Raw genomic sequence first — 23,522 nt, forward strand, 5'->3', positions numbered from 1 at the left:
GCGGGGACGCGCCCGTCTCCGCGCAGCCGGCTGAGCCGAACCTGAGGTCGACCGTGAGCTGAACAGCAGCAGAAAGTGGGGGCCCGAACGTGACGATCTTGGAGAACATCCGGGGGCCGCAGGACCTGCAAGCACTTGACCAGGCGGAACTCGGTGAACTCGCCCAGGAGATAAGGGAGTTCCTGATCCCGGCGGTGGCGCGCACCGGCGGCCACCTCGGGCCCAACCTGGGGGTGGTCGAACTCTCCATCGCCCTGCACCGGGCCTTCGAGTCGCCCGTCGACCGCATCCTGTGGGACACCGGGCACCAGAGCTATGTGCACAAGCTGCTCACCGGGCGGCAGGACTTCTCGAAGCTGCGCACCAAGGGAGGCCTGTCGGGCTATCCCTCGCGCGCCGAGTCCGAGCACGACGTCATCGAGAACAGCCACGCCTCCACCGTCCTCGGCTGGGCCGACGGCCTCGCCAAGGCCAACGAGGTGCTCGGCCGGGACGGCCATGTCGTCGCCGTCATCGGCGACGGCGCGCTCACCGGCGGCATGGCCTGGGAGGCCCTGAACAACATCGCCGCCGCCCGGGACCGCCCGCTGATCATCGTCGTCAACGACAACGAGCGCTCCTACGGGCCCACCATCGGCGGCCTCGCGGGCCACCTCGCCACGTTGCGCACCACCGACGGCTACGAGCGGGTCCTGGCCTGGGGCAAGGACGTGTTGCAGAACACCCCCGTCGTCGGGCAGCCGCTGTACGAGTCGCTGCACGGCGCCAAGAAGGGCTTCAAGGACGCGTTCGCCCCGCAGGGCATGTTCGAGGACCTCGGCCTGAAGTACGTCGGCCCGATCGACGGGCACGACACGGAGGCCGTCGAGTCGGCGCTGCGGCGCGCCCGGCGCTTCCACGGGCCGGTGCTCGTGCACTGCCTCACCGAGAAGGGCCGCGGCTATCAGCCCGCCCTCGACGACGAGGCCGACCGCTTCCACACCGTCGGCGCCATGGACCCCCTCACGTGCGAACCCCTCACGCCGCCCAACGGGCCTTCCTGGACAGCCGTGTTCGGGGAGGAGCTGGCCCGGCTCGGCGCCGAGCGGCCGGACATCGTGGCCCTGACCGCCGCCATGCTGCACCCCACCGGCCTGACCAGGTTCGCCGAGTGCTTCCCCGAGCGGGTGTGGGACGTGGGCATCGCGGAGCAGCACGCGGCCGTCTCGGCGGCCGGGCTCGCCACCGGCGGACTGCACCCCGTCGTCGCCGTGTACGCGACCTTCCTCAACCGCGCCTTCGACCAGGTGCTCATGGATGTGGCCCTGCACCGGTGCGGGGTGACCTTCGTACTCGACCGGGCCGGGGTGACCGGGGCCGACGGCGCGTCCCACAACGGCATGTGGGACCTGTCGATGCTCCAGGTCGTGCCCGGCCTCAGGATCGCCGCACCGCGCGACGCGGCCCAGCTGCGGGCCCAGCTGCGCGAGGCCGTGGACGTCGCCGACGCGCCGACGGTGGTGCGCTTCCCGAAGGAGTCCGTCGGGCCCGACGTCCCCGCGCTCGCCCGGCTCGGCGGCATGGACGTACTGCGCCGCGACGAGGACGCCGATGTGCTCCTCGTGGCGGTCGGTGTGCTCGCCCCGGTCTGCCTCCAGGCTGCCGAACTCCTCGCCGGGCGCGGCATCACCTGCACGGTGGTCGACCCGCGCTGGGTCAAACCCGTCGACGAACAGCTCCCCCCGCTCGCCGCGCGGCACCGCCTGGTAGCGGTGGCGGAGGACAACGTCCGTACGGGGGGCGTCGGTTGGGCCGTGGGACAGGCCCTGCGGGATGCCGGGGTGGATGTGCCGCTGCGCGGCTTCGGCATTCCCGAACAGTTCCTCGCGCACGCCAAGCGCGGGGAGGTACTGGCCGACATCGGGCTCACGCCGGTGGAGATCGCGGGACGGATCGGCGCCGCGCTCGCGGCCACGGAGGAAGCCGCCACGGCGGCCGAGAAGGAGAGCGACGCATGACCGACGGCGACCCGAAGACCTTTCCGGCATCCGGCGCCGAGGCATCCGGCGCCGAGGCTCTCGACCCCGAGGCCCACGGCGCCGAGGCCCCCGGGGTCGAGAGCTTCGCGACACCCGGCGCCCGGGCTTCCGGGGGCGAAGAGCTCGCAGGAGCTGCCTCGGGTGCTCCCAGGGGCAGCGCCTTCGAGCCACCGGACGCCCACCCCTCGCGGGGCAAGGGCTTCGACCTGGCGCGGCTGCTCGCCGAGCGCGGGGCCGAGCGCTACGAGCTGCACACCAAGTACCTCAACCACCAGCTCCCGCGCATGCTGCACACCATCGGCTTCGACCGGGTCTACGAGCGGGCCGAGGGCGCGTACTTCTGGGACTCCGAGGGCAACGACTACCTCGACATGCTCGCGGGCTTCGGGGTGATGGGCCTCGGCCGGCACCACCCCGTCGTCCGCAAGGCCCTGCACGACGTCCTCGACGCCTCGCTCGCGGACCTGACCCGCTTCGACTGCCAGCCGCTGCCCGGCCTGCTCGCCGAGAAGCTCCTCGCGCACAGCCCGCATCTGGACCGGGTGTTCTTCGGCAACAGCGGCACGGAGGCCGTGGAGACCGCTCTCAAATTCGCCCGGTACGCCACCGGGAAGCCCCGCGTCCTGTACTGCTCGCACGCCTTCCACGGCCTGACGACCGGCTCGCTCTCGGTCAACGGCGAGTCCGGCTTCCGCGACGGCTTCGCCCCGCTGCTCCCCGACACCGCCCTGCCGCTCGGTGATACGGCCGCGCTGGAAAGGGAGTTGAAGCGCGGCGACGTGGCGGCGCTCATCGTCGAGCCGATCCAGGGCAAGGGCGTCCACGCGTCACCGCCCGGCTATCTGCGCGCCGCGCAGGAGCTCCTGCACCGGCACAAGGCACTGCTCATCGCCGACGAGGTGCAGACCGGCCTCGGCCGTACCGGCGACTTCTACGCCTACCAGCACGACGAGGGCGTCGAGCCGGACCTGGTGTGCGTCGCGAAAGCGCTCTCAGGGGGCTATGTGCCGGTCGGCGCGACCCTCGGCAAGGAGTGGATCTTCAAGAAGGTCTACTCGTCGATGGACCGCGTCCTGGTCCACTCGGCGAGCTTCGGCTCCAACGCCCAGGCCATGGCGGCCGGACTCGCGGTGCTCTCGGTCATGGAGGACGAGGGCGTCGTCGCGAACGCCCGCGCCACCGGCGATCTGCTGCGCACCCGGCTCGCCGCCCTGATCGACCGCTACGAGCTCCTCGCGGACGTACGGGGCCGCGGCCTCATGATCGGCATCGAGTTCGGCCGGCCGTCCTCGCTCAAGCTGCGCAGCCGCTGGACCATGCTCCAGGCGGCCCGCAAGGGTCTCTTCGCGCAGATGGTCGTCGTGCCGCTGCTCCAGAAGCACCGGATCCTCACCCAGGTCTCCGGCGACCACCTCGAAGTGATCAAGCTGATTCCGCCGCTGACCATCACCGAACGCGAGGTGGACCGCTTCGTGGCGGCCTTCACCGCCGTCATGGACGACGCGCACGGCGGCGGCGGGCTGATGTGGGACTTCGGCCGGACTCTGGTGAAGCAGGCGGTCGCCAACCGCTGAGCCGAGCACTTTTGCCTCAGAGGCAAAAAGTTTGCCTCTGAGGCAATGGCCTGCCTGAATGGAGTGCATGAGCACTCCTGCCGACGACGACGTCGCGGCTCTTCCGGGCGTCGCGCCCCGGCTGCGCGAACTGCGCCGCCGCCGCGGCCTCACCCTGGAGGCCGCCGCCCAGCGGGCCGGCCTCTCGCCCGCCCATCTCTCCCGCCTGGAGACGGGCGCCCGCCAGCCCTCGCTGCCGATGCTGCTCGGCCTCGCCCGCATCTACGGTACGACGGTCTCCGAGCTGCTCGGCGAGATGCCGCCCGAGCGCGAACCCGTCATCCGGGCCGGCCGCGCCGCACCGCGCGAGGCCGACGGCTGGACCTACCACCAGACCGGCGCCTCCGGCCGCGCCATGCAGGCGCTGCGCGTCGAGGTCCCGTACGGCACCCAGCGCGAACTCGTGCGGGTCCACCCCGGCGAGGAGTGGCTCTACGTCCTGACCGGCCGGCTCCGGCTCAGCCTGGGGGACGCCACCCATGAACTCGACCCCGGCGACAGCGCGCACTTCGACTCGCTGACCCCGCACCGGATCTCCGCCGCCTCGCACGGGGGAGCGGAGTTCCTCTTCGTGCACACCCTGTTGCAGAGCCCCGATCCGCATCCGCACCACCCGCACAGCTGAGAGGACGGCACGCCATGGAGAACGGGACCGGGATGTCCGAGCACGAGGCCGCGCCCGCCGCGGCACCGGCGCCGGCGCCGCGCAAGAGCATCGAGGAGACCGCGGAGACCAAGTTCCCCCGGGGCCTGGTCGTGCGGCTCTTCGCCTATCTCGTCGCCGGGCACATCTTCGCCGGCTTCCTCTACCTGCTCTTCGAGATCGGCGGCAAGTAGCCGATCTCAGACCGCGCCGTCCACGAGGCGTTCGCGCAGGCGCTCACGGGTCTCCGGGGAGAGCCCGAGGCCCTCGGCGAAGTAGCGGTCGGTGGTGCCCCAGGTCGCCTCGATGGTGTCGAACGCGGCGTGCAGATAACTGGCGCGGGCGTCGAAGAGGGGGCTGAGGAGGTCCATGACCTCGGGGGACATGGCGTCCGCCGACGTACTGGTGCGGCGCACCTTGTAGCGGCGGTGCGGGTCGTTGGACTTGAGGTAGTCCGCCTCGATGGCGTCCCGCTCCACGCCGACCGCGAGCAGCGCCACCGCGATCGACAGGCCTGCCCGGTCCTTGCCGGCGGCGCAGTGCATGAGCGCGGGCACACTGTCCTCGGCCAGGGCGTGCAGCACCCGGCTGTGCTCAGCGGTGCGCTGCGTGATGATCTCGCGGTACGAGTGGATCATCCGGTCCGCACCCTTGGTGCCCCCGAGCAGCGAGCGCAGCTCGTCGAGGTCGCCGTCGCGGACCATCTTCCAGAACTCGGCCCCGTCGGCCGGGTCCGTCAGCGGGATGTTCACATTGCGCACGCCCGGCAGCGCGATGTCGGGCCCCTCCAGCTTCTGGTCCCCGGCGTTGCGGAAGTCGAAGACGGTGTGCAGGCCCAGCGTGGCGAGGAAGGCCGCGTCCGCCTCGGTGGCGTGCGCCAGGTGCCCGCTGCGGAAGAGCCGCCCGGCGCGCACCCGCAGCCCGTCCACGGTCGGCAGCCCGCCCACGTCGCGGAAGTTGCGCACCCCCGAGAGCTCGGGCTCTGCCGCGGGAACCTGCGGAATCTGCTGGGTCACGGGGACTCCTGACGTCGATCCTGGGTGGCGCGTCCTGCGCGTCTGTCGACGATACGACACGCGTTCCTGGGGCAACCATCTACGGTCGGCGCCGGCCGGACCGTTGCCGAGGGGACACCGCGACCCCGATCCTGCACCGGCGCGGGGATCGCGGGGGACGAACTGCGACTGGGCTTCACGGACCCCGTGAACGGGCTCGCGATCACCCTGCACCACCGGCCCGAGCGCGACGGCTGGCGGCTCTCCCAGTTGCACGGCCGATGGGCAGCCGAGTCCCGTCTGGTACGGGGCGGCCTCACCCCGGGGGAGAAGGTGCTCGGCAGCCGGCGCGGGCACACCGGACACCAGCACCTGCCGTGGGTGGTGCTGGACGCGGAGGGCGCCGCGACCGAGGAGAGCGGCGAGGTGTACGGGTGCGCGCTCGCCTGGTCGGGGTCCTGGCGCATCGTCGTACAGCACCTGCCCGACGGCGGGGTCCAGATCAACGGCGGTGCCGGGTACGACGATGCGGGCCTGGCGCTGCTCGGTCGTCGTCGACGACGGCTGGTTCGGTGCCCGCACCCACGATGCCGCGGGCCTCGGCGACTGGACCCCCAACCCGGTGCGTTTTCCTAGTGGGTTGAGGCCGCTGGCCGATGAAGTGCACGGACTGGGCATGCGGTTCGGGATCTGGGTCGAGCCGGAGATGGTCAACCCCGACAGTGAGCTGTACCGCGCCCATCCGGAATGGGTGCAGTTCCAACCCGGCCGCGAGCGTACCGAGTTCCGCAACCAGCTCGTCCTGAATCTGGCACGCCGGGACGTGCGGGACCATCTCTGGGAACAGCTCGACGCCCTGCTCTCCAGTGCGCCCTCAGCCCCAACACCCAGCTCAACGGCCGCGTCAGCAGTCTGCGGTTCCGGTTCGTGAGCGCGATGGCCGGGGTGCTCGGGATCGGCGGTGATCTGACGCGCTGGAGCCCGGCCGAACACGCCGAGGCGCGCGCGTGGGTGGCGCTCTACAAGGAGATCCGGCCCGTCGTACAGCTCGGGGCCCAGGACCGGTTGCGGGCACCCGCCGGAGGCCTGAGCGCGGTGCAGTACACCCGGGGAGACGACAGTGTCGTCCTGGCCTGGCTCCAGGCCCAGCACCACGGGGAGCCGCCGCCCGCCGTCCGGTTGCGCGGACTCGACCCGGACGCCTCCTACACCTGCCGCGAGACCGGGGCGGTGCACCGCGGGGCCGTGCTGCTCCACCGGGGGCTCCGCACCGGTCTGCGCGGCGATCTGGACGCGGCGGTGTTCCGCCTGCGCAGGGAGTAGCGCGCGCGTCTCCCTTTGCCCCCAATCGAGGCTGCCCGCAAGAGGGTTACCCGTTCCGCCCTGACCTCTTCACGGCTCCCCCATGCCCGACACACGCCTCCTCATAGTCGAGAGAAAGCCTTTGCCATGGGGCGCCTGTCAACCAGTGGGGCCGATAGGTACGTTCATGACTGCCCCCACTTCACGTGGTGGCAGTCTCCGAACGTCAATTTGTCATGCACCCGACGTTTCTTCGCGTCCGGGCCGCCCCAGGCCCGGACGATCCCCCCATGGAGGAAGAACCGTGCAACACATACGGACCACCAGGTTCGGACAACGGTCGGGCGGCGCCTCCGCGCTGCTCTCCCTGCTCGCGCTCGTCACGGGCGGACTGCTGGCCGCGGCACCGTCCGCCGCCGCCCAGCAGGCCGGCGACCCGGCGTCCAACGTCAAGCAGCTGTGCGCCTCGCGGGCGGCGGGCACCATGCACTGCCTCGCGCTGGAGCGCACGGACGTCAAGCAGCACAGAGGCATCACCGCCGACGCCGCCCCCTCCGGCTTCGGCCCCGCCGACCTCCAGAAGGCCTACAGCCTTCCGGCCGACGGCGGTTCGGGCCAGACCGTGGCGATCGTGGACGCGCAGGACGACCCGAACGCCGAGTCCGACCTGGCCACGTACCGCTCGCAGTACGGACTGCCCGCCTGCACCACAGTCAACGGGTGCTTCAGCAAGGTGGATCAGAACGGCGGCACCAACTACCCGACGGCGGATGCGGGTTGGGCCGGTGAGATCTCCCTCGACGTCGACATGGTCAGCGCCGTCTGCCCGCAGTGCCACATCCTGCTCGTCGAGGCGAACTCCGCGAACATGGACGACCTGGGAGCCGCGGTGAACCGCGCGGTGACGATGGGAGCCAAGTTCGTCTCCAACAGCTACGGCGGCAGCGAGGACGCCTCCGACACCACGGCCGACAGCCAGTACTTCAACCACCCGGGCGTCGCCATCACCGTCTCCTCCGGTGACAGCGGGTACGGCGTCGAGTACCCGGCTGCCTCCCAGTACGTCACGGCCGTCGGCGGCACCTCCCTGAAGCGGGACAGCAGTACGCGCGGCTGGTCCGAATCGGTCTGGGGCACCAGCGCCGGCGGCGAGGGCGCGGGCTCCGGCTGCTCGGCCTACGACCCGAAGCCGTCCTGGCAGAAGGACACCGGCTGCGCCAAGCGGGCCGTGGCGGACGTGTCAGCGGTCGCGGACCCGGCCACCGGCCTGGCGGTGTACGACAGTTACCAGGCGAACGGCTGGAACGTGTACGGCGGCACCAGCGCCTCCTCGCCGATCATCGCCGGCGTCTATGCCCTGGCCGGCGCCCCGGCCGGGGGCTCCACCCCGTCCTCCTTCCCCTACGCCCACACCAGCTCCCTGAACGACGTCACCTCCGGCGCCAACGGCAGCTGTAGCGACTACCTGTGCAAGGCGGGCGCGGGCTACGACGGTCCGACCGGCCTCGGCACCCCGAACGGCACCGCGGCCTTCACCGGCTGATTTCCCCCCACCGAGGGGGCCGTCGCACCGCGACGGCCCCCTTTCGCCGTGTCCGGGGCCGGATCAGGGCAGCCGGCGCACCGGCGACACCCGGCGGATGTGCACGAGGACGTCGAAGGCCCCGGCGAGCGAGGCGACGCCGATGTACCCGGTCGCGTCCTGGTCCGGGTCGTAGACCCCACTGATGACCCGGGCCTTCGCCGGGCCGTCCCAGCGGCGGCGTACGTCCTCGGCCCGCAGGTCTATCCAGTGGGCGGGCGCCTCCCGCGCGCCGAGCCGCGCGTCGATCAGATCGGCGCCCGGCTCCGGGACCACGACGGACCCGAGCTCGCCGTGGTGGAAGCCGACAGCGACGGACACGTACCGCGCCCCGAAGCGCTCGCGCAGCGCGCTGCCGACCGTGGCCCGGGCGCCGCGCTCCGGGGCCATGCCGAGGACCGTCTCGGCGGCCGAGGTGTGGGCGATGCCGTCCCAATAGACCACGCGCGCGCCGGTGCGCTGCTGGAAGTCGCCGATGACGCCCGACCACACCGCGGCCTCGCCCCCGTAGTCGCCCCGGCCGGCCACGCTGTGCTCGTGGAAGTCCACGATCAGCCGCATCCGCGCCAGGGCGCGGTCGTGCCCGTCGGTCCGTGGCAGCGAGCGGACGAGCGCGAGCGCGTCCCGGGCGTGGTCGGCGAAGGGGCGTCCGGGATGGGTGCCCCGGGCCCGCCGCACATGTTCGTCGATGTCGTGGGCGGTGCGGATGGCGCCCAAGTGGGCTTCGAGAGCTGCCAGTTGCTCCGGCAACGCGGAGGCGTGCGCGTGCGCGTACGCGAGGACGGCGTCGTAGTCGTCCCGCCCGGCCTGGGCGGGCTTGACCCCGAAGACGCGTACGGGGTCGTTCGGGTGGTCCCGGTTGAAGGCCCGGATCCACTCCAGGGCGGCGGCCGTCTCCTCGGTGCGCTGAGGCCGCCACGCATGGGCCAGCGCGTCGGCGGCCGAGCCCGCGCCGCCGCTCACGTACCGGTCGAGCTCGGCGCCGGCCTCCGCGCCGTCCTGCACGGCGAGGGCCCGGAAGCCGTGGTGCAGGACGAGGCGGCGCAGCAGCCCGTCCTGTAGGCCGGAGATCTCACGAGAGAACCGGGTGGACCCTCCGATGCCGACGATCGTGGCCGGTCCGGCCACGCTCTCGGCGAGCTCGTCGAGAGCGGCGTCGGACAGGGGGAACGGGGTGAATGCGCTGTCATTGTTCATGCCCGAAGCCTCCGACCTGAAGTCCGGTTGAGGTCAAGAGGCGGCCTCCGGGCCGCCTCGGTGGCGTCAACAGGCCTATGGACAGGCTTGGTTGTGGGGTTTCCGGGGCCCTATTCCCGAACCCGGGAAACTGACCGGGTGGTCTATATCACCCACCGTCAACCCCTCCCTACGGTGGCGTAGGTCACTTGCCGGGGTGGAGGATAGGTGCTCGTGGCAGACGATTCGAGATCATTCAGCAGCGGCACGTTCGGGTCGTACGCGGCGATCGGTGACAGCTTCACCGAGGGCGTGGGCGATCCCGGACCTGATGGAACGTTCGTCGGCTGGGCCGACCGGTTCGCGGTGCTCCTCGCGGACCAGCGGCCGGAGGGAACGTTCCGCTACGCCAACCTCGCCGTCCGCGGCAAGCTCCTCGACCAGATCGTCGAGGACCAGGTGCCCAGGGCCAAGGAGCTCGCGCCCGACCTGGTGAGCTTCTGTGCGGGCGGCAACGACATCATCCGCCCGGGTACCGACCCGGACGAGGTGGCCGAGCGCTTCGAGCGTGCCCTTGCCGACCTGAAGCCGGCCGTCGGCACCGTCATGGTGACCACGGGCTTCGACACGCGGGGAGTCACCCTGCTCCGCCACCTGCGGGGCAAGATCGCCACGTACAACGGGCATGTGCGGGCCATCGCGGACCGCTACGACTGCCCGGTGCTCGACCTCTGGTCGCTCAAGTCCGTTCAGGACCGGCGGGCCTGGGACGGCGACCGGCTGCACCTCTCCGCCGAGGGGCACACCCGGGTCGCGCTGCGCGCCGCCCAGGTGCTCGGCCTTGAGGTCCCGGCCGACCCGGACCAGCCGTGGCCGCCGCTGCCGCCGCGCAACACCCTGGAGGTGCGGCGCGACGACATCCACTGGGCGCGCGAGTACCTCGTGCCGTGGATCGGGCGACGGCTGCGCGGTGAGTCGTCGGGGGACGCGGTATCGGCCAAGCGCCCCGACCTGCTGCCTCTCTGACGGTTCGTCAGGACTGCTGCTCCGCAACGGCGGGCCCGGCTGTCAGGCGGCCAGCACCTTCGCCTCAAGAGCCGGATCGAGGCCGACCGGGGGGCGGTCCGGGCGCTGGGGCGCGATGCCGCCGATCGAACGGAGCCAGTCCCAGGTGTCGGCGACCGTCTCCTCGACGGGACGGCACCGCAGCCCGGTGGCCAGCGCCTTCGTCACGTCGGAGCGGTGCATCGTGTCGTACAGCTCGCCCGGCGGGATCCATACCGGCAGGTGCTGCCAGGGCTCGATCCCGGCGGCGAGGATCTGCCCGGGGTCCGTCCAGCGCGGCACCGCCCGTCCGCCGGTGACCCGTACGCAGGCGTCGATGAGCGCGCCCATCGTGGTGTGGCCCGCCGGACTGACGAGACCGTACGGGCCGCTGAGCCGGGCCTCGGCTGCGTCCACGATCCACTGCGCCAGGTCGCGGCAGTCGATGTACTGGATCCCCAGATCGCGCGGGCCCGGCGCGAGCATCTCGCCGCCGCGCGCGGCGCGGCCCAGCCACCACGGCAGCCGCCCGATGTTCTCCCACGGGCCGAGGATGAGGCCCGCCCGCACCAACAGCGTTCGCTCCGCGCCGAATTCACGGACCGCGGCCAGTTCGCCGCCGCGCTTGGCGTGCGCGTACTCCACCTCGCCCGACTCGTCGGGGGAGCCCGTCACCACCGGCGCGGACTCGTCGGCGCCGGCCGGCATCGGATGCGGGTGGACCGAGCGGCTCGACACGTACACGTAGTGCCCCGCCCGCCCGGCGAGCAGCGCGGCCGTGTCCCGGACCGCGGCCGGCGCGTGGGACCAGGTGTCCACGACGACGTCCCACTCCCCGTCCGCGAGCGCCGCGAGGCCGTCCCCGGCGGTGCGGTCGCCGTGCAGCGAGACCGCCCCGGCCGGTGGCGCGTGCCGCCCGCGGTGGAAGACCGTCACCTCGTGGCCGCGGGTGAGCGCGGCCACGGTGACGGCTCGCCCGACGAATTCGGTTCCCCCCAGCATCAGCACTCTCATGGTCACAACTCTGCCCCGCGCGGGGGCCGTCGGGAACGGATGCTTGCTGTGGGCGTAAAGGAGGCGGCCGGTGCGAGTGTGGGGGCGGTCCGCGGCTAGGGCCGGTAGAGCGTGCCGGGCCGGGGCGTGCCGGGCGCTAGCAGCTGAGGGACGGTCACGAAGGTGTACCCGCGCTTTCGCAACTCGTCGATGATGCCGGGAACGGCGGGCACGGTGCCGTCGTAGATGTCGTGCAGCAGGATGATGCCGTCGCGTCCGGCCTGGTCCAGGATGCGCTTCTGGATCAGTGCGCTGTCGGTCGTGTCGTAGTCCTTGGCGGTCGCGCTCCACAGCACCTGGGAGAGGCCGAGTTCCTCGGTGACGGCCTTCACGTCGTTGTTGGTGCGGCCCTGCGGCGGCCGCATCAGTGTGGGCTCACGGCCGGTGAGGGCCTTGACCGCCTGCTGGGTGTGGTCGAGTTCGGAGCGGATCTCGTCCGGCTTCAGCTGGTCGAGGCGCTGGTGCGTCCAGGTGTGGTTCGCGATCTCGTGGCCCTCGGCGGCGGCTCTGCGCACGATTTCCGGATAGGTGTCCACGTGCCGCTTGCCGAGCAGGAAGAAGGTGGCGTGCACCTTCTTCTCCTTGAGGATGTCCAGGAGTTGAGGTGTGTGCGGGCCCGGTCCCGCGTCGAAGGTCAAGGCGATGCACTTCACGGTGGCGCAGTCCACCGGGCTGTGCGAGCCCCCTCCGGAGCCCTTCGCCGTGATCTTGCCGACGGCTTGGCCGCGGGCCTCCTCGGGGGAGGTGGAGTCCTGGCCGCAGCCGGCCAGGGCAAGGGCCAGCGCGGCGGCGGTGACCAACCCGGCGGTGGCCCGCGTACGTATGGAGCGTGCGGTGTTCTTGAGCATGGCGGTGCTCTCCCCGGCGGTGGGTGCGTCGAGAGATCCCCTGGTGAGAATCTCGGGCCGACTATACGCGAGGTGTATACATCGAGTGCATAGTGGGTGAGTGGGTGAGTGGGTGAGTGGCCGCCGGGCCGTGGCCGCATGGCCAAATCGCCAGGTAGCCCGGCCGGGGCGGCTGGGCCAGGTGGCCGGCCCGGGCGGTCGGGCCGGGCGGTCGGGGTCGGGGTCGGGCGGCAGGCTGTCCCGGGGGAGCACGGGCTCGGGGCGCGAGCCCCTTTTCGCGGGGGCCCGCGCCACACAGGGCCGGTCGGTCCGCGGGCCGGGTGACCGGCCGGTCGGTCCGTACGGGCAGGGGCGTGCCCCGGGCGGCTACCGTCCGGTCACGCGTCGGCCGGGGTCAGTCACCGGCCGGCCACGGGTCGCCCGCGACTCGGGCGTGCAGGTGCTCGTCGTGCCAGCCGTCCGCGTGCAGCAGGGCGCTGCGCATCGTGCCCTCCAGGGCGAACCCGGCTCGCCGTGCCACCCGGCAGGAGGCCGGATTGCCCACGGAGTGCGTGAGGCGCAGCCGGTGCAGCCCGAGTTCCTCAAGGGCCCACCGGCTGACCCGTACGGTGGCGTCGAGCGCGGCGCCTTCGCCGCGGCCGGCCGGAAGCAGCCAGTAGAGGATCTCCGCGCTGCCGCCCCGCAGATCGAAGTCGCCGATCCCCATCAGACCGACGGCCCGGTCGTCGTCGCGCCGGGAGATCGCCCAGATCGCGGCAGCCTCCTCGGTCCAGCGCCGGCCCCAGTCGGCGATCTTCCGGCGGGCCGCGGCCGGCGACAGTCGCTCGACGCGGTTCCACTGGACGATGTCCGGGTCGAGGCCCGAAGCCACCAGAACGTCCGCGTCGGTCTCCCGCCAGGGGCGCAACTCGCGCCCGCCGGGCAGAACGAAGGTCGGCTGCGGGTGCCGGGCCATACGGCCCGCGGGGACGACGGGAGGTATCGGAGTGATCATCCCCGCATCATCGCAGGCGCCGTCGGCGGCACCCGGGAATCCGGCCGGGCGGTGGGACGTTCACCAGCCATGACGGCTAACGAGGTGTCTCAGGAAGATCTGCTGAACCTGGTCGGAGAGCGGGACGGCGGAGTGCTCGTCACCCTGAAGCGGGACGGGCGGCCCCAGCTCTCCAATGTGAACCACCACTACTACCCGGCCGAGGGCGTCATCAGGGTCTCGCTCACCGACGACCGGGCCAAGACCAGGAACCTGCGGCGCGATGCCCGCGCGAGCTACCACGTGACCAGTGACGACCGCTGGGCCTGGACGGTCGTGGAGGGCACGGCCGACCTCACCCCGGTCGCCGCCGACCCGCACGACGCGACGGTCGAGGAGCTGATCACCCTGTTCCGGGACGTCCAGGGCGAGCACTCCGACTGGGACGACTTCCGCGCCGCCATGGTCCGCGACCGGCGCCTCGTATTGCGTCTGAGGGTGGAGCGGGCGTACGGACAGCCGCGCCGGGGCGGGGCCTGAGGCCGGCGCCGTCCGTCGCGTACGGCCGGGATGGCCTCGGCGCCGGTGCCACCGTCCCCGTACGAGTGTGAACGGGACGGTTGCCCATAATGGAAACACCCCGAACTCCAGGAGGTGCCGTGAGCGGCGCTGGATCTCTGCTTCCCCTTCGCGCCAGACTCCGCGAGCTGCGCGCCGACGCGTTCGGTGCCGACCCGGCGGGGGAGCGGATGGCACGCATCCGCCGGTCGCCGAACTTCGCGGACGGCGTGTTCCAGAACCCGGAGGGCGCGCGGACCCGGCCCTCGGGCTCGACCGTGGAGTTCGCGAAGCAGTTCCTCGCCAAGGAGCAGCGGGCGCGCCGCGCTCCCACCGGCACCATCCCGGTCCACCCCACCACCCTCGCGGACATCGCGAAGCCGCCCGCCACCGGCCTTCGGCTCACCTGGATGGGGCATTCCAGTGTGCTCGCCGAGATCGACGGGCGCCGGGTCCTCTTCGACCCGGTGTGGGGCGAGCGCTGCTCACCCTTCCCCTTCGCGGGACCCAAGCGGCTGCATCCCGTCCCGCTGCCGCTGGCCGCGCTCGGGCCGGTGGACGTCGTCGTCATCTCGCACGACCACTACGACCACCTCGACATGCCCACGATCCGTACGCTCGTCGGCACCGGGACGGTGTTCGCGGTGCCGCTCGGCGTCGGCGCCCATCTGGAGCACTGGGGCGTGCCCGTCGAGCGGATCCACGAGCTGGACTGGAACGAGTCCGCGAAGGTCGACGGCCTCACGCTCACCGCGACCCCGGCCCGCCACTTCTGCGGCCGCGGCCTGCGCAACCAGCAGCACACGCTGTGGGCGTCCTGGGTGGTGGCCGGGGCGGAGCACCGGATCTACCACAGTGGCGACACGGGGTACTTCGGCGGCTTCCACGACATCGGCGCGGAGCACGGCCCGTTCGACGCGACGATGATCCAGATCGGGGCCTACTCCGAGTTCTGGCCCGACATCCACATGACCCCTGCCGAGGGGCTGCGCGCCCACCTTGACCTCCAGGGCGGCGCCGCGCGCGGCGTGATCATGCCGATCCACTGGGGCACGTTCAACCTCGCCCCGCACGCCTGGGCCGAGCCCGGTGAGTGGACGCTGGACGCGGCGCAGGAGGTCGGGCAGGCTGTGGCGGTGCCGCGGCCCGGCGAGCCGTTCGAGCCTGCCGGGACGGTTCCGGCAGACGCCTGGTGGCGGCCGATCTCGGCACCGATCGCGCGCCCTTGGCGCCGCTCCGCTCCCGTGCCCGCCCCCGTGGTCGCCGCTCCCGAGGCGGATCTCGACCTTGCTGGGGACCGGTGACGTCCGGCCCTACTCGACATCCTCGCGTCCGATGAACGCGGTCAACGCGGCCACCGTCGCGTCGGGCTGCTCGTCGGGAATGAAGTGTCCGGCCCGGGGGACGATGACGCCGGTCGTGTTCCGCGCCCACGGGCTGATGGAGGCGGCCATGTCGGGGATCGAGCCGTGGGAGCTGGAGATTCCCAGGACCGGGACGGTCAGGTGCCCCCGTTCCAGAGCCTCATGATTCCTGCGCGCTGATTCGGCGGCGTCGCGGTAGTAGGCGAGGGACGCCGCAAGGCCTCCCTCGGCCGCGATGGCGGCGGCGTAATGGTCGATCTCGGCGCCGTCGAAGGTGTCCGGGGACAGCGCTTTGGCCTTCAAGAACCAGCTGACGTAGTCGCGTTCGCGGCCGGTGAGCAGGGTCTCGGGCAGCTCGGGCACCAGGTGGAAGGCGAAGTGCCAGGTCTTCCAGGCCCGGTCGGGATCCGTCGGGACGGAGTCCGGGAGGGTGATTCCGGGAATGCCGGCGTCGAGCAGAGCGACACCGTGCAGGCGCTCTTCGTACCGCAGGGCCAGCGAGAAGGCGACCCAGGCCCCGATGTCGTGGGCGACGAGCCAGTACTTCGACACGTCGAGCGCGGTCAGCGCGGCCTGGACACGTGAAGCGACGGTGTGCGTGTCGTAGCTCCCTTGCGGGCGCTCGGAGTGGCCCTGCCCCGGCAGGTCGACCGCGATCACGTGGAAACGCTCGGCAAGGCCGGGCATCACCTCGCGCCAAGCCCACCAGGTCTGCGGGAATCCGGCGAGCAGGACGACGGCGGGCCCGGCCGGACGCCCGCCCTCCACGGCGTGAAGCCGGACTCCCTCCGCGTCGACCCAGCGGTGGGTGAATCCCGCGAGGTCGTACAGGGGCAACCCGGGGACCGGGTTCTGGTCGCGGGAGCCGTTCGGGGCCATGGCGTCGTCGGTCATGGCTCGACCCTACGGCATCTTGGACTGATTGGTTCAAGATAGGATGGGCGGGGCCGCAAGGGCTGGTCCAAGAGCGAGGTGCATGCCTGATGGCCGGGAAGAAGCAGTTCGACGTGGACATCGCGCTCGACGCGGCGATGGTCCAGTTCTGGCGGGCCGGATACGCCGACACGTCTCTCGACGACCTCAGCGGGGCGACCGGGTTGAACCGCAGTTCCATCTACTCCTCGTTCGGCGACAAGGACGCGCTCTACCTGCGCTGCCTGGACCGCTACGCCGCGCGGTACGGGGACAGGTACGACCAGGCGCTCTCCCGTGCGTCCGAGGAACCGCTCCGGGCGGTACGGGCGTTCTTCGAGGTCACCCTGCGGCGCATCGCCGATCCCGACGTACCCGACGGATGCCTGATCGCCCAGACCGCGATGGCGGCGCCCGTGCTCAGCCCCGCCATCGCCGCACGCGCGAGCGAGGCTCTGGGCACTCAGCGCGCGCGGTTGCGGAACGCCCTGAGCGCCGCACGGTTGGCCGATGCCGACGACTTCGCGGTCCACCTGGCGGCGGTCAACCAGTCGCTGGCCGTGCTGAGCAGGACCGGGACGAGCCAGAAGCAGCTCCGCACGGTCGTCGACATCAGCATGGGCGCGCTCTCCCACGCCTTGTCCACCCGCGGGTGACCTCGCCAACTCGGCTGCGCGGGGCGGACGTTGAGAACCGGAAGAGGACGAACCAGAAGAGGTTGACCCGGAAGAGGATGAACCAGCAGAGGTTGACCCGGAACAGGATGAACCGGAAGAGGATGATGGGGGCCATGAGAACCCGACCCGTACTCGTCTACGACGGCGACTGTGCGTTCTGCACCTCCTGCGTCCGCTTCGTCGAACGGAGCATCCGGCCGCGCTGCGAGATCACGCCGTGGCAGTTCGCGGATCTCGACGCGCTGGGCACGTCCCAACTGCGGGCGGAACACGAGCTGTTGTGGATCACCCCCGACGGCGTGGTCCATGGTGGAGCGCAGGCCGTCGCCAAGCTCCTGCTGAGCGCGCGCGGCGCCTGGGCCGTACCCGGGGCCCTGCTCACCCTGCCTCCCTTCCGCTGGATCGCCCACGGCCTGTACCGGCTCGTCGCCGACAACCGCGAGCGCATGCCGGGCGGTACCCCGGCCTGCGCGATGCCGCCCGGCCGGCGGTCGGAGACGTCCTGAGGCCGGCCGGGACACCGCAGGATCGGGCCGGCGGCCTCAACGGGGCCCTGACTACGGGGGTGCTCGGCGGGACGGGCGCGGGCCGTGGGAGGGTGGCGGAGTGAGGGAACGACAAGGCGCGCGGCTGGTGGCCGACCTCGGCCGGGAGCTCGCGGCGGCGTCCCCGCGCACGGGCGGCGCCCTGTGGCGGCTCGCCGAGAGCGGGCGTGACCTGGACGCCAACCTGCTGCGACTGCCGCCCGGGCGCACCATCGGCGAACACACCGATCTCCGGCTCGACGTCCTGCTCGTCGTCCTCGAAGGCGGCGGTGAACTCCGTACGGAGTCGGGCACCCAGCCGCTGCGTCCGGTGACCGCGCTCTGGCTGCCCAAGGGGTCGCGCCGGGCGCTCGCCGCCGGAGCCGACGGCCTCGGCTACCTCTCCGTGCACCCGCGCAGGCCAGGGCTCGCCATCGGGGCGCCGCCGAGCGTCGAGGGCGGCGAGAGCGCCTGCCTTCTCGACCGGGTCTGCCCCGAATGCGGCCGCCTGGCCACCGAGCGCGCGGCGCGGTTCTGCTGGAGCTGCGGGTCGGCGCTGGAGGGCTGAGGCCGGTGGTGGGCGCCGGCCCGCCGGGACGGCTCAGGCGGCCCCGGTGTCCGAGCCGGGCCGGGTGAGGACGCGGCGGAGCCAGCGGGTGCGGGCGTCCAGCGCGTCCCGGCTGAGCGCCGCCCGGGGTGCGACGGTGTCGAAGCCGTGGAACGCGCCGGGCCACACGTGCAGTTCGGCCTCGCCACCGGCCCTCCAGATCGCCCGGGCGTAGGCGACGGCCTCGTCCCGGAAGGTCTCGGCCGACCCCACGTCGAGGTACGCCGCGGGCAGCCCCGACAGGTCGGCGGCGCGTGCCGGCGCCGCGTACGGCGAGAGGTCGACGGCTCCGGCCCGGTCTCCCAACAGGGCCTGCCACGCTGTGCAGTTGGAGGTCCTGTCCCAGGGGTCGACCCCGGCCAACTGGTGGCTGGAGAAGGTGTCGCCGCGGTCGTCCAGCATGGGGGACAGGAGCAGCTGCCCGACCGGTGCGGGGCCGCCCCGGTCGCGGGCGAGCAGTGCGAGCGCCGCGGCCAGGCCGCCGCCGGCGCTCTTGCCCGCGACGACGATCCGGCCCGCGTCGATGCCCAGTGCACCCGCGTGCTCGGCCGCCCACCCGAGCCCGGCGTAACAGGCCTCGACCGGGGCGGGGTACCGCGAGCGCGGCGCCAGCGGGTACGCGACGGAGACGACGGCCAAGCCCAGGGGGAGGGCCCACTCGCGCAGCACCCGGGGAAGCACGGACCACGCGTTCCCCATGATCATGCCGCCGCCGTGCAGGTAGTAGAGCAACGGAAGGGGCCCCGCGAGCCCGGTGGGCCGCGCGCCGACCAGCGTCACGTCCGGCCCGCCCGAGCGCCCCGGCACGCGCAGCTCACGCACCTCGAAGCGTCCGTCGGCGCCGAGGTCGCCGGCTGTCGGCCGGGGCCGGACGGTGGCGTCCAGCCGCTGCCGTTCCGCGAGGTTCTCGGGGGTGATGGGCGCCCTTGCCGCCGCCCCCAACGCGGCCAGCGCCAGGCCCAGTTCGGGGTCCAAGGGGGGTGCGGTGCGGGCGGCCATCGGCACGTCCGAGCGGGGCGTGGGGGTGCGTGCTCGGTCCATACCGCGTAGTCAATCACCGGTGTCCGGGGCACCCGCGCCCCGGCGGCCGACCGGACCGCGGCCGGCCCCGCCGCGACCGGCCCCTCGCCGGTTGCGGCCCGCCCGGCCGCCACCGGCCCCGCCCCGAGCGGCCGGAATCACGCTTCAAAGACGATTATTTGACGCGATTCATAGGTCTGGTCAGTATGTTTCGCCGTATGCCCTTCACGCGCCCGCGCCCGCCCGCATCCCCGTTCACCCGTGTCCTCAAGTTTCTCGGGGTCAGCGTTCTGGCGGGCGGCATGGCCGCCGGAATCGCGCTGCCGGTCGCGGGGGCGCTCGGCGTGGGGGCCAAATCGGCGGCCGAGAGCTTCAACAACCTGCCCGATGAGTTCAAGACACCCCCGCTGTCCCAGGCGTCCCAGATATACGACGCCGACGGCGGGCTCATCGCGACGGTCTACGACCGTGACCGCACCGTCATACCCGCGGAACAGATCGCCCCGGTGATGCGCAAGGCGCTCGTCGACATCGAGGACAACCGCTTCTACCAGCACGGAGCCGTCGACCTCCAGGGCGTGCTGCGCGCCCTGAACAAGAACGCGGCCAGTGGCGCCGTCTCCCAGGGCGCGTCCACCCTCACCCAGCAGTATGTGAAGAACGTCTTCGTCGAGCAGGCCGGCAGTGACCAGAAGGCGGTGCTCGAAGCCCAGCGCCAGACCATCGGGCGCAAGATCCAGGAGCTGCGCTACGCGATCGAGCTGGAGCAGACCCTGCCCAAGGACCAGATCCTCACCAACTACCTCAACATCACGTTCTTCGGCGAGCAGGCGTACGGCATCGAGGCCGCCGCCGAGCGCTACTTCAGCGTCCACGCCAAGGACCTGTCGCTGCCCCAGGCCGCCCTCCTCGCCGGGCTCGTCCAGTCGCCTTCCATGTACGACCCGGTCACCAACGCCCGGCTGGCCAAGCAGCGCCGCGACACCGTCCTGAACAAGATGGCCCAGTACGGTTCGATCACCGCCGCGCAGGCCCAGCAGGCCATCGCCGTACCGATCAGGCTCAAGGTCAGCAAGCCCCGCCAGGGCTGCATCACCGCCCACCAGGGCGAGGGCTTCTTCTGCGACTACGTACACAGGATCGTCCTGACCGACCCGGCCTTCGGCAAGACGGCGACCGACCGGCGGGCGCTGTGGAGCAGGGGCGGCCTCCAGATCCACACCACCCTGTCGCCCAAGGCGCAGAAGGCCCTACAGGATTCGGTCACCTCGCACGCGTACACCACGGACGACGCCGCCGCCGTGATGAGCCTCGTCCAGCCCGGCACCGGCAAGATCGTCGCGATGGGGCAGAGCCGCGACTACGGCCTGGGTGACCACCAGACGGAGATCAACCTCAACGTCGGCACGAACATGGGGGGCGGCCTGGGCTTCCCGACCGGCTCCACGTTCAAGCCGATCGTCGCCGCCGCGGCCCTGGAGAAGGGCACCAGCCCCGGCCAGCAGTACCCGGCGCCGTACTCGATGCCCTGGCCCGCCATGTCCGACTGCGCCGGCAACACCTACCCGGAGAACGGCGAGGTCCACAACGACAGCAAGTCCCTGACCGGGCCCTTCGCCATGCCGGACGCCATGGCCCAGTCGGTCAACACCTACTTCGCCCAACTGGAGGCCGACACCGGTCTGTGCGACGTGTCGAAGATGGCCAACGCGCTCGGCATCACCGCACAGGCGGGCGGCACCAAGCTCCAGGTGGTCCCCTCGCTCACGCTGGGCAGCAATGACCTGACCCCGCTGGAGATGGCCAATGTGTACGCGACCTTCGCCAACCACGGTACGTACTGCACCCCGGTCGCCATCAGCGCGGTGACCAAGCCGGACGGCGGGAACGTCGCCGTGCCGCAGGCCGACTGCCACCAGGTGATGTCCGCGCAGACCGCCGACACCGTGACCACCATGCTGCTCGGCGTCGTCCAGGACGGCACCGGCAAGCCCGCCGGGCTCACCGACCGCGACAGCGCCGGCAAGACCGGAACCACCGACGAGAGCAAGCAGGTCTGGTTCGCCGGATACACCCCCGAACTGGCCGGTGCGGCCGTCGTCAGCGACACCCGGAGCCCGCACGACCTCGACGGCCAGAGCATCGGCGGCGAGACCATCGGCCAGGCCTTCGGCGGCACCCTCGCCGGACCCGTCTGGCGCGACTCCATCGAGGGCGCGCTCGCCGGACAGCCCGCCGGAACGCTCACCACGACCGCCCTGCCGGGCCCCGGCTCCAACGGCTGATCCGGTCCGAAGGTCGGCAAACGGGCGCCGCGCCGCCCGGAACTATCGGTCTGTCGTACGAGGCGTCATACCAGAGCGGGACGCTGTGCGTGGAAGTTTGCCAACTGCGCACCGAGGGTGATGGATTGAACACTACGGTGAGTGGCCGACGATCAAAGTGGGCCCTCCAAAAGCCGAGTTGGGCCCGCCCCATGGATCCCTGAGACCCCACGCACCGAGGACGCCGATGTCTCACCTCCGCGCACCCGCAGGGCGGCCGGACCGTCGCGAGGGCGGGCGGCACGGCCGCACCACCACCCGGCCGCAGCAGCCCACCGCCGACGCCGGACACCCCGCCCCGGGCCGGGCGGCGACGCCCCCCGGGCCGCGCCCGGCACCCGAGTCCCGCATACGTCCGCAGCTGGTGCGCGCCGCCGTGCTGCCCGCCACCGTGGCGGTGCTGTGTGGCGCGGCCGCCGTCGCCTTCACCCTGCACTCCACGGGTCGGCACCCCTCGCCGGAGCTCTGGGCCATGCTCGCGGGCTTCGCCGTGCTCGCCCTCGCGGCCCTGGTCGCGGCCGGGATCGGCGCGGACCGCGCGGCCAAGTCCGTGCTCGGCCGTGCCAACGGCCTGCGCCGGGGCAGCGCCCGCTCCGCCGCGGACCTCCGCACGGTCGTGGAGGCGCTGCGGCGTGGCGAGGGCCCGCCCGCGCGCCGGGCTCCGACCCAACTGCCGCCGGGGGCGGACGAGTTCGCGCTGCTCGCACACGAGCTGACCCGCTCGCACGACGCGGCCGTGGTAGCCGTGGTGCAGGCGTCCCAGCTCTCCAGCAGCGTCGGCAACGAACAGAAGGTCGAGGTCTTCGTCAACCTCGCCCGCAGGCTGCAATCCCTCGTCCACCGCGAGATCCAGCTCCTGGACGAGCTGGAGAACGAGGTCGAGGACCCCGAGCTGCTCAAGGGCCTCTTCCACGTCGACCACCTCGCCACCCGCATCCGCCGGCACGCCGAGAACCTCGCCGTGCTCGGCGGCGCCATCTCGCGCCGTCAGTGGTCGCACCCCGTCACCATGACCGAGGTGCTGCGGTCCTCGATCGCGGAGGTCGAGCAGTACCCCCGCGTCAAGCTCGTCCCGCCGATCGACGGCACGCTGCGCGGCCACGCCGTCGCCGACGTCATCCACCTGCTCGCCGAACTCGTGGAGAACGCCACGGTGTTCAGCGCCCCGCACACGCAAGTCCTGCTGCGCGCACAGTTCGTGACGGCGGGGCTGGCCGTCGAGGTGGAGGACCGCGGCCTCGGCATGCCGGTCACCGAGCAGAACAAGATGAACGCGCTGCTCTCCGACCCCGACCAGGTCAACGTCGCCCACCTCTTGCAGGACGGCCGCATCGGCCTGTTCGTGGTCTCCGCGCTCGCCCGCAGACATGGCATCGCGGTACGCCTCCAGACCAACATCTACGGCGGCGTCCAGGCCGTACTGGTGCTGCCGCAGGGCCTGTTGGGCGCGGAGCCCGAGGGCCTGCACCAGCAGGACCACTCCCAGCAGGAGGCGGCGCACAGCACCGAGCGCGAGAGCACCGGCCCGATTCCGGTGGCCCAGGCCCCCACCGAGGCCGCCCGCCCCGTCGAAGCGACCGCCCCCCTCCCGGCCCCGGCGTCCGCACCAGCGCTCGCCCCGGCCCACCGGGAATCCGTGCACCGGGAACCCGTGCACCGGGAACCGGTCCACCACCACGAACCCGTGCACCACGAGCCCCCGCGCCCCCAGCCCCTGCCTGAGGAGCCCTTGCCTCAGGAGCCTCTGCACCAGGAGCCTCTGCACCTGGCGCCGATGGGGCAGGAACCTTCGCGCCCGGAGGCGTCACGGGCGGAGCCCGGGCATCAAGGCCTGCCCGGGGCCGACCTGTTGCCCCCGCCCCGGCCGTACCTGGCCGAGCCGACCACGGCCGGGCGGGGCAGCGGCCCGCTGCCCGTGCGCGGGGCGCACGACGAGCGGCCCAACCCGGCCGCGGCGGCCCCCGGGATCCAGCACGGCACGGGCCCCGAGCCCGCCGAACCCCGCCTGATCGGCGCACCCCGGGACCGGAACGGAGCCGTGCGCGGCACCATGGGCCGCCCCGACCTGCCCCGGCGGCGCAGCCAGGAACACCTCGTACCCCAGCTGCGGGACGCGCCGGCACCCCGCAGGAGCGAGGAACAGGCCCTGCACGACCCGGGGTTGATGGCCGCGTTCCAGCGGGGCATCGGACTCGCCGAGGCACAGCAGAGCCCCACAGCACAGTCGACCCACCCCTCCCCCCAGGCGCTCCAGTCGGAAACTGACGCCGAACACTCCAAGGAGTAGAT

Annotated in this window: 20 protein-coding genes and 1 pseudogene; 14 read left to right on the forward strand and 7 right to left on the reverse strand. The window is 72.3% G+C overall.

The window, feature by feature from the left end; all coding sequences use genetic code 11:
- Positions 1-89 precede the first annotated feature (89 nt).
- The 4 genes from dxs to ACFYNP_RS06310 all read left to right on the forward strand — a co-directional run bounded on the left by dxs (position 90) and on the right by ACFYNP_RS06310 (position 4,468).
- Positions 90-1,997 (forward strand): 1-deoxy-D-xylulose-5-phosphate synthase, encoded by a 1,908-nt coding sequence (gene dxs / locus ACFYNP_RS06295; RefSeq protein ID WP_388783110.1) that lies wholly within the window; start codon positions 90-92, stop codon positions 1,995-1,997.
- Complete coding sequence (locus ACFYNP_RS06300; protein WP_388783111.1) at positions 1,994-3,592, forward strand: aspartate aminotransferase family protein; 1,599 nt, start codon at positions 1,994-1,996, stop codon at positions 3,590-3,592. Before dxs ends, ACFYNP_RS06300 begins: the two co-directional genes overlap by 4 nt.
- Before the next feature lie 67 nt (positions 3,593-3,659).
- A complete protein-coding gene (locus ACFYNP_RS06305; protein WP_388783114.1) occupies positions 3,660-4,256 on the forward strand; it encodes a helix-turn-helix domain-containing protein in 597 nt (198 codons plus the stop codon).
- A gap of 32 nt (positions 4,257-4,288) precedes the next feature.
- The gene (locus ACFYNP_RS06310) at positions 4,289-4,468 is read left to right on the forward strand and encodes a DUF6126 family protein (protein ID WP_388783317.1); all 180 of its coding nucleotides are present in this window, start codon (positions 4,289-4,291) and stop codon (positions 4,466-4,468) included.
- Positions 4,469-4,474: 6 nt separating this feature from the next.
- Here the strand turns inward: ACFYNP_RS06310 and ACFYNP_RS06315 are convergent, their stop codons facing one another.
- Positions 4,475-5,290, reverse strand: coding sequence for a tyrosine-protein phosphatase (locus tag ACFYNP_RS06315; protein ID WP_388783117.1), 816 nt, complete (start codon positions 5,288-5,290; stop codon positions 4,475-4,477).
- A 159-nt stretch (positions 5,291-5,449) separates the two neighbouring features.
- On the opposite strand from ACFYNP_RS06315, the pseudogene ACFYNP_RS06320 reads away from it, so the two are divergent.
- Both ACFYNP_RS06320 and ACFYNP_RS06325 read left to right on the forward strand, forming a co-directional pair.
- Positions 5,450-6,592, forward strand: a pseudogene (locus tag ACFYNP_RS06320) (alpha-galactosidase); the annotation flags it as partial.
- A gap of 283 nt (positions 6,593-6,875) precedes the next feature.
- A complete protein-coding gene (locus ACFYNP_RS06325) occupies positions 6,876-8,114 on the forward strand; it encodes a peptidase S8 (protein WP_388783120.1) in 1,239 nt (412 codons plus the stop codon).
- Between the two features lie 63 nt (positions 8,115-8,177).
- Here ACFYNP_RS06325 and ACFYNP_RS06330 read toward each other — a convergent pair whose 3' ends face one another.
- Entirely contained in the window at positions 8,178-9,350 is a 1,173-nt protein-coding gene (locus ACFYNP_RS06330; RefSeq protein ID WP_388783122.1) for an erythromycin esterase family protein, read from the reverse strand.
- Positions 9,351-9,563: 213 nt separating this feature from the next.
- Between ACFYNP_RS06330 and ACFYNP_RS06335 the strand changes: the two genes are divergently transcribed.
- Positions 9,564-10,355 carry an SGNH/GDSL hydrolase family protein gene (locus ACFYNP_RS06335; protein WP_388404543.1) on the forward strand — a complete coding sequence of 264 codons (792 nt, stop codon included), beginning with the start codon at positions 9,564-9,566 and terminating at the stop codon, positions 10,353-10,355.
- A gap of 42 nt (positions 10,356-10,397) precedes the next feature.
- Here the strand turns inward: ACFYNP_RS06335 and ACFYNP_RS06340 are convergent, their stop codons facing one another.
- The 3 genes from ACFYNP_RS06340 to ACFYNP_RS06350 all read right to left on the reverse strand — a co-directional run bounded on the left by ACFYNP_RS06340 (position 10,398) and on the right by ACFYNP_RS06350 (position 13,268).
- The gene (locus tag ACFYNP_RS06340; RefSeq protein ID WP_388783125.1) at positions 10,398-11,387 is read right to left on the reverse strand and encodes an NAD-dependent epimerase/dehydratase family protein; all 990 of its coding nucleotides are present in this window, start codon (positions 11,385-11,387) and stop codon (positions 10,398-10,400) included.
- Positions 11,388-11,482: 95 nt separating this feature from the next.
- A complete protein-coding gene (locus tag ACFYNP_RS06345) occupies positions 11,483-12,274 on the reverse strand; it encodes a polysaccharide deacetylase family protein (RefSeq protein WP_388783128.1) in 792 nt (263 codons plus the stop codon).
- A 394-nt stretch (positions 12,275-12,668) separates the two neighbouring features.
- Positions 12,669-13,268, reverse strand: a complete 600-nt coding sequence (locus ACFYNP_RS06350) for a GNAT family N-acetyltransferase (protein ID WP_388783131.1) — start codon at positions 13,266-13,268, stop codon at positions 12,669-12,671.
- Between the two features lie 69 nt (positions 13,269-13,337).
- Here ACFYNP_RS06350 and ACFYNP_RS06355 point away from each other — a divergent pair, with 69 nt between their 5' ends.
- Positions 13,338-13,787, forward strand: coding sequence for a TIGR03618 family F420-dependent PPOX class oxidoreductase (locus ACFYNP_RS06355; protein ID WP_388404553.1), 450 nt, complete (start codon positions 13,338-13,340; stop codon positions 13,785-13,787).
- Positions 13,788-13,906: 119 nt separating this feature from the next.
- Positions 13,907-15,109 (forward strand): MBL fold metallo-hydrolase, encoded by a 1,203-nt coding sequence (locus tag ACFYNP_RS06360; RefSeq protein ID WP_388783134.1) that lies wholly within the window; start codon positions 13,907-13,909, stop codon positions 15,107-15,109.
- A 9-nt stretch (positions 15,110-15,118) separates the two neighbouring features.
- Here ACFYNP_RS06360 and ACFYNP_RS06365 read toward each other — a convergent pair whose 3' ends face one another.
- Positions 15,119-16,063 carry an alpha/beta fold hydrolase gene (locus ACFYNP_RS06365; protein WP_388783136.1) on the reverse strand — a complete coding sequence of 315 codons (945 nt, stop codon included), beginning with the start codon at positions 16,061-16,063 and terminating at the stop codon, positions 15,119-15,121.
- Between the two features lie 89 nt (positions 16,064-16,152).
- On the opposite strand from ACFYNP_RS06365, the gene ACFYNP_RS06370 reads away from it, so the two are divergent.
- The 3 genes from ACFYNP_RS06370 (at position 16,153) to ACFYNP_RS06380 (ending at position 17,850) form a co-directional block, all read left to right on the forward strand.
- On the forward strand, positions 16,153-16,737 hold the full coding sequence (locus ACFYNP_RS06370; RefSeq protein WP_388783139.1) for a TetR/AcrR family transcriptional regulator: 585 nt from the start codon (positions 16,153-16,155) through the stop codon (positions 16,735-16,737).
- 134 nt (positions 16,738-16,871) lie between these two features.
- Positions 16,872-17,264: a thiol-disulfide oxidoreductase DCC family protein gene (locus ACFYNP_RS06375; protein WP_388783141.1), complete on the forward strand. Its 393-nt coding sequence runs from the start codon at positions 16,872-16,874 to the stop codon at positions 17,262-17,264.
- A gap of 100 nt (positions 17,265-17,364) precedes the next feature.
- Positions 17,365-17,850, forward strand: coding sequence for a hypothetical protein (locus ACFYNP_RS06380; protein ID WP_388783144.1), 486 nt, complete (start codon positions 17,365-17,367; stop codon positions 17,848-17,850).
- A 33-nt stretch (positions 17,851-17,883) separates the two neighbouring features.
- Here the strand turns inward: ACFYNP_RS06380 and ACFYNP_RS06385 are convergent, their stop codons facing one another.
- Positions 17,884-18,930, reverse strand: coding sequence for an alpha/beta hydrolase (locus ACFYNP_RS06385; protein ID WP_388783147.1), 1,047 nt, complete (start codon positions 18,928-18,930; stop codon positions 17,884-17,886).
- 197 nt (positions 18,931-19,127) lie between these two features.
- Between ACFYNP_RS06385 and ACFYNP_RS06390 the strand changes: the two genes are divergently transcribed.
- Together ACFYNP_RS06390 and ACFYNP_RS06395 are read left to right on the forward strand one after the other, a co-directional pair.
- Complete coding sequence (locus ACFYNP_RS06390; RefSeq protein WP_388783150.1) at positions 19,128-21,194, forward strand: transglycosylase domain-containing protein; 2,067 nt, start codon at positions 19,128-19,130, stop codon at positions 21,192-21,194.
- Positions 21,195-21,420: 226 nt separating this feature from the next.
- Positions 21,421-23,520, forward strand: coding sequence for an ATP-binding protein (locus tag ACFYNP_RS06395; RefSeq protein ID WP_388783153.1), 2,100 nt, complete (start codon positions 21,421-21,423; stop codon positions 23,518-23,520).
- Positions 23,521-23,522 lie beyond the last annotated feature (2 nt).

Source organism: Streptomyces sp. NPDC006691, from assembly GCF_042869955.1.
Taxonomy (GTDB): Bacteria; Actinomycetota; Actinomycetes; order Streptomycetales; family Streptomycetaceae; genus Streptomyces.

Bases quoted from the DNA above. Each gene is read 5' to 3' on its own strand.
- ACFYNP_RS06300 (WP_388783111.1), top strand. From the start codon at position 1,994: ATGACCGACGGCGACCCGAAGACCTTTCCGGCATCCGGCGCCGAGGCA.
- ACFYNP_RS06305 (WP_388783114.1), top strand. From the start codon at position 3,660: ATGAGCACTCCTGCCGACGACGACGTCGCGGCTCTTCCGGGCGTCGCG.
- ACFYNP_RS06310 (WP_388783317.1), top strand. From the start codon at position 4,289: ATGTCCGAGCACGAGGCCGCGCCCGCCGCGGCACCGGCGCCGGCGCCG.
- ACFYNP_RS06330 (WP_388783122.1), bottom strand. From the start codon at position 9,350: ATGAACAATGACAGCGCATTCACCCCGTTCCCCCTGTCCGACGCCGCT.
- ACFYNP_RS06340 (WP_388783125.1), bottom strand. From the start codon at position 11,387: ATGAGAGTGCTGATGCTGGGGGGAACCGAATTCGTCGGGCGAGCCGTC.
- ACFYNP_RS06345 (WP_388783128.1), bottom strand. From the start codon at position 12,274: ATGCTCAAGAACACCGCACGCTCCATACGTACGCGGGCCACCGCCGGG.
- ACFYNP_RS06350 (WP_388783131.1), bottom strand. From the start codon at position 13,268: ATGATCACTCCGATACCTCCCGTCGTCCCCGCGGGCCGTATGGCCCGG.
- ACFYNP_RS06355 (WP_388404553.1), top strand. From the start codon at position 13,338: ATGACGGCTAACGAGGTGTCTCAGGAAGATCTGCTGAACCTGGTCGGA.
- ACFYNP_RS06365 (WP_388783136.1), bottom strand. From the start codon at position 16,063: ATGACCGACGACGCCATGGCCCCGAACGGCTCCCGCGACCAGAACCCG.
- ACFYNP_RS06370 (WP_388783139.1), top strand. From the start codon at position 16,153: ATGGCCGGGAAGAAGCAGTTCGACGTGGACATCGCGCTCGACGCGGCG.
- ACFYNP_RS06375 (WP_388783141.1), top strand. From the start codon at position 16,872: ATGAGAACCCGACCCGTACTCGTCTACGACGGCGACTGTGCGTTCTGC.
- ACFYNP_RS06385 (WP_388783147.1), bottom strand. From the start codon at position 18,930: ATGGACCGAGCACGCACCCCCACGCCCCGCTCGGACGTGCCGATGGCC.
- ACFYNP_RS06390 (WP_388783150.1), top strand. From the start codon at position 19,128: ATGCCCTTCACGCGCCCGCGCCCGCCCGCATCCCCGTTCACCCGTGTC.
- ACFYNP_RS06395 (WP_388783153.1), top strand. From the start codon at position 21,421: ATGTCTCACCTCCGCGCACCCGCAGGGCGGCCGGACCGTCGCGAGGGC.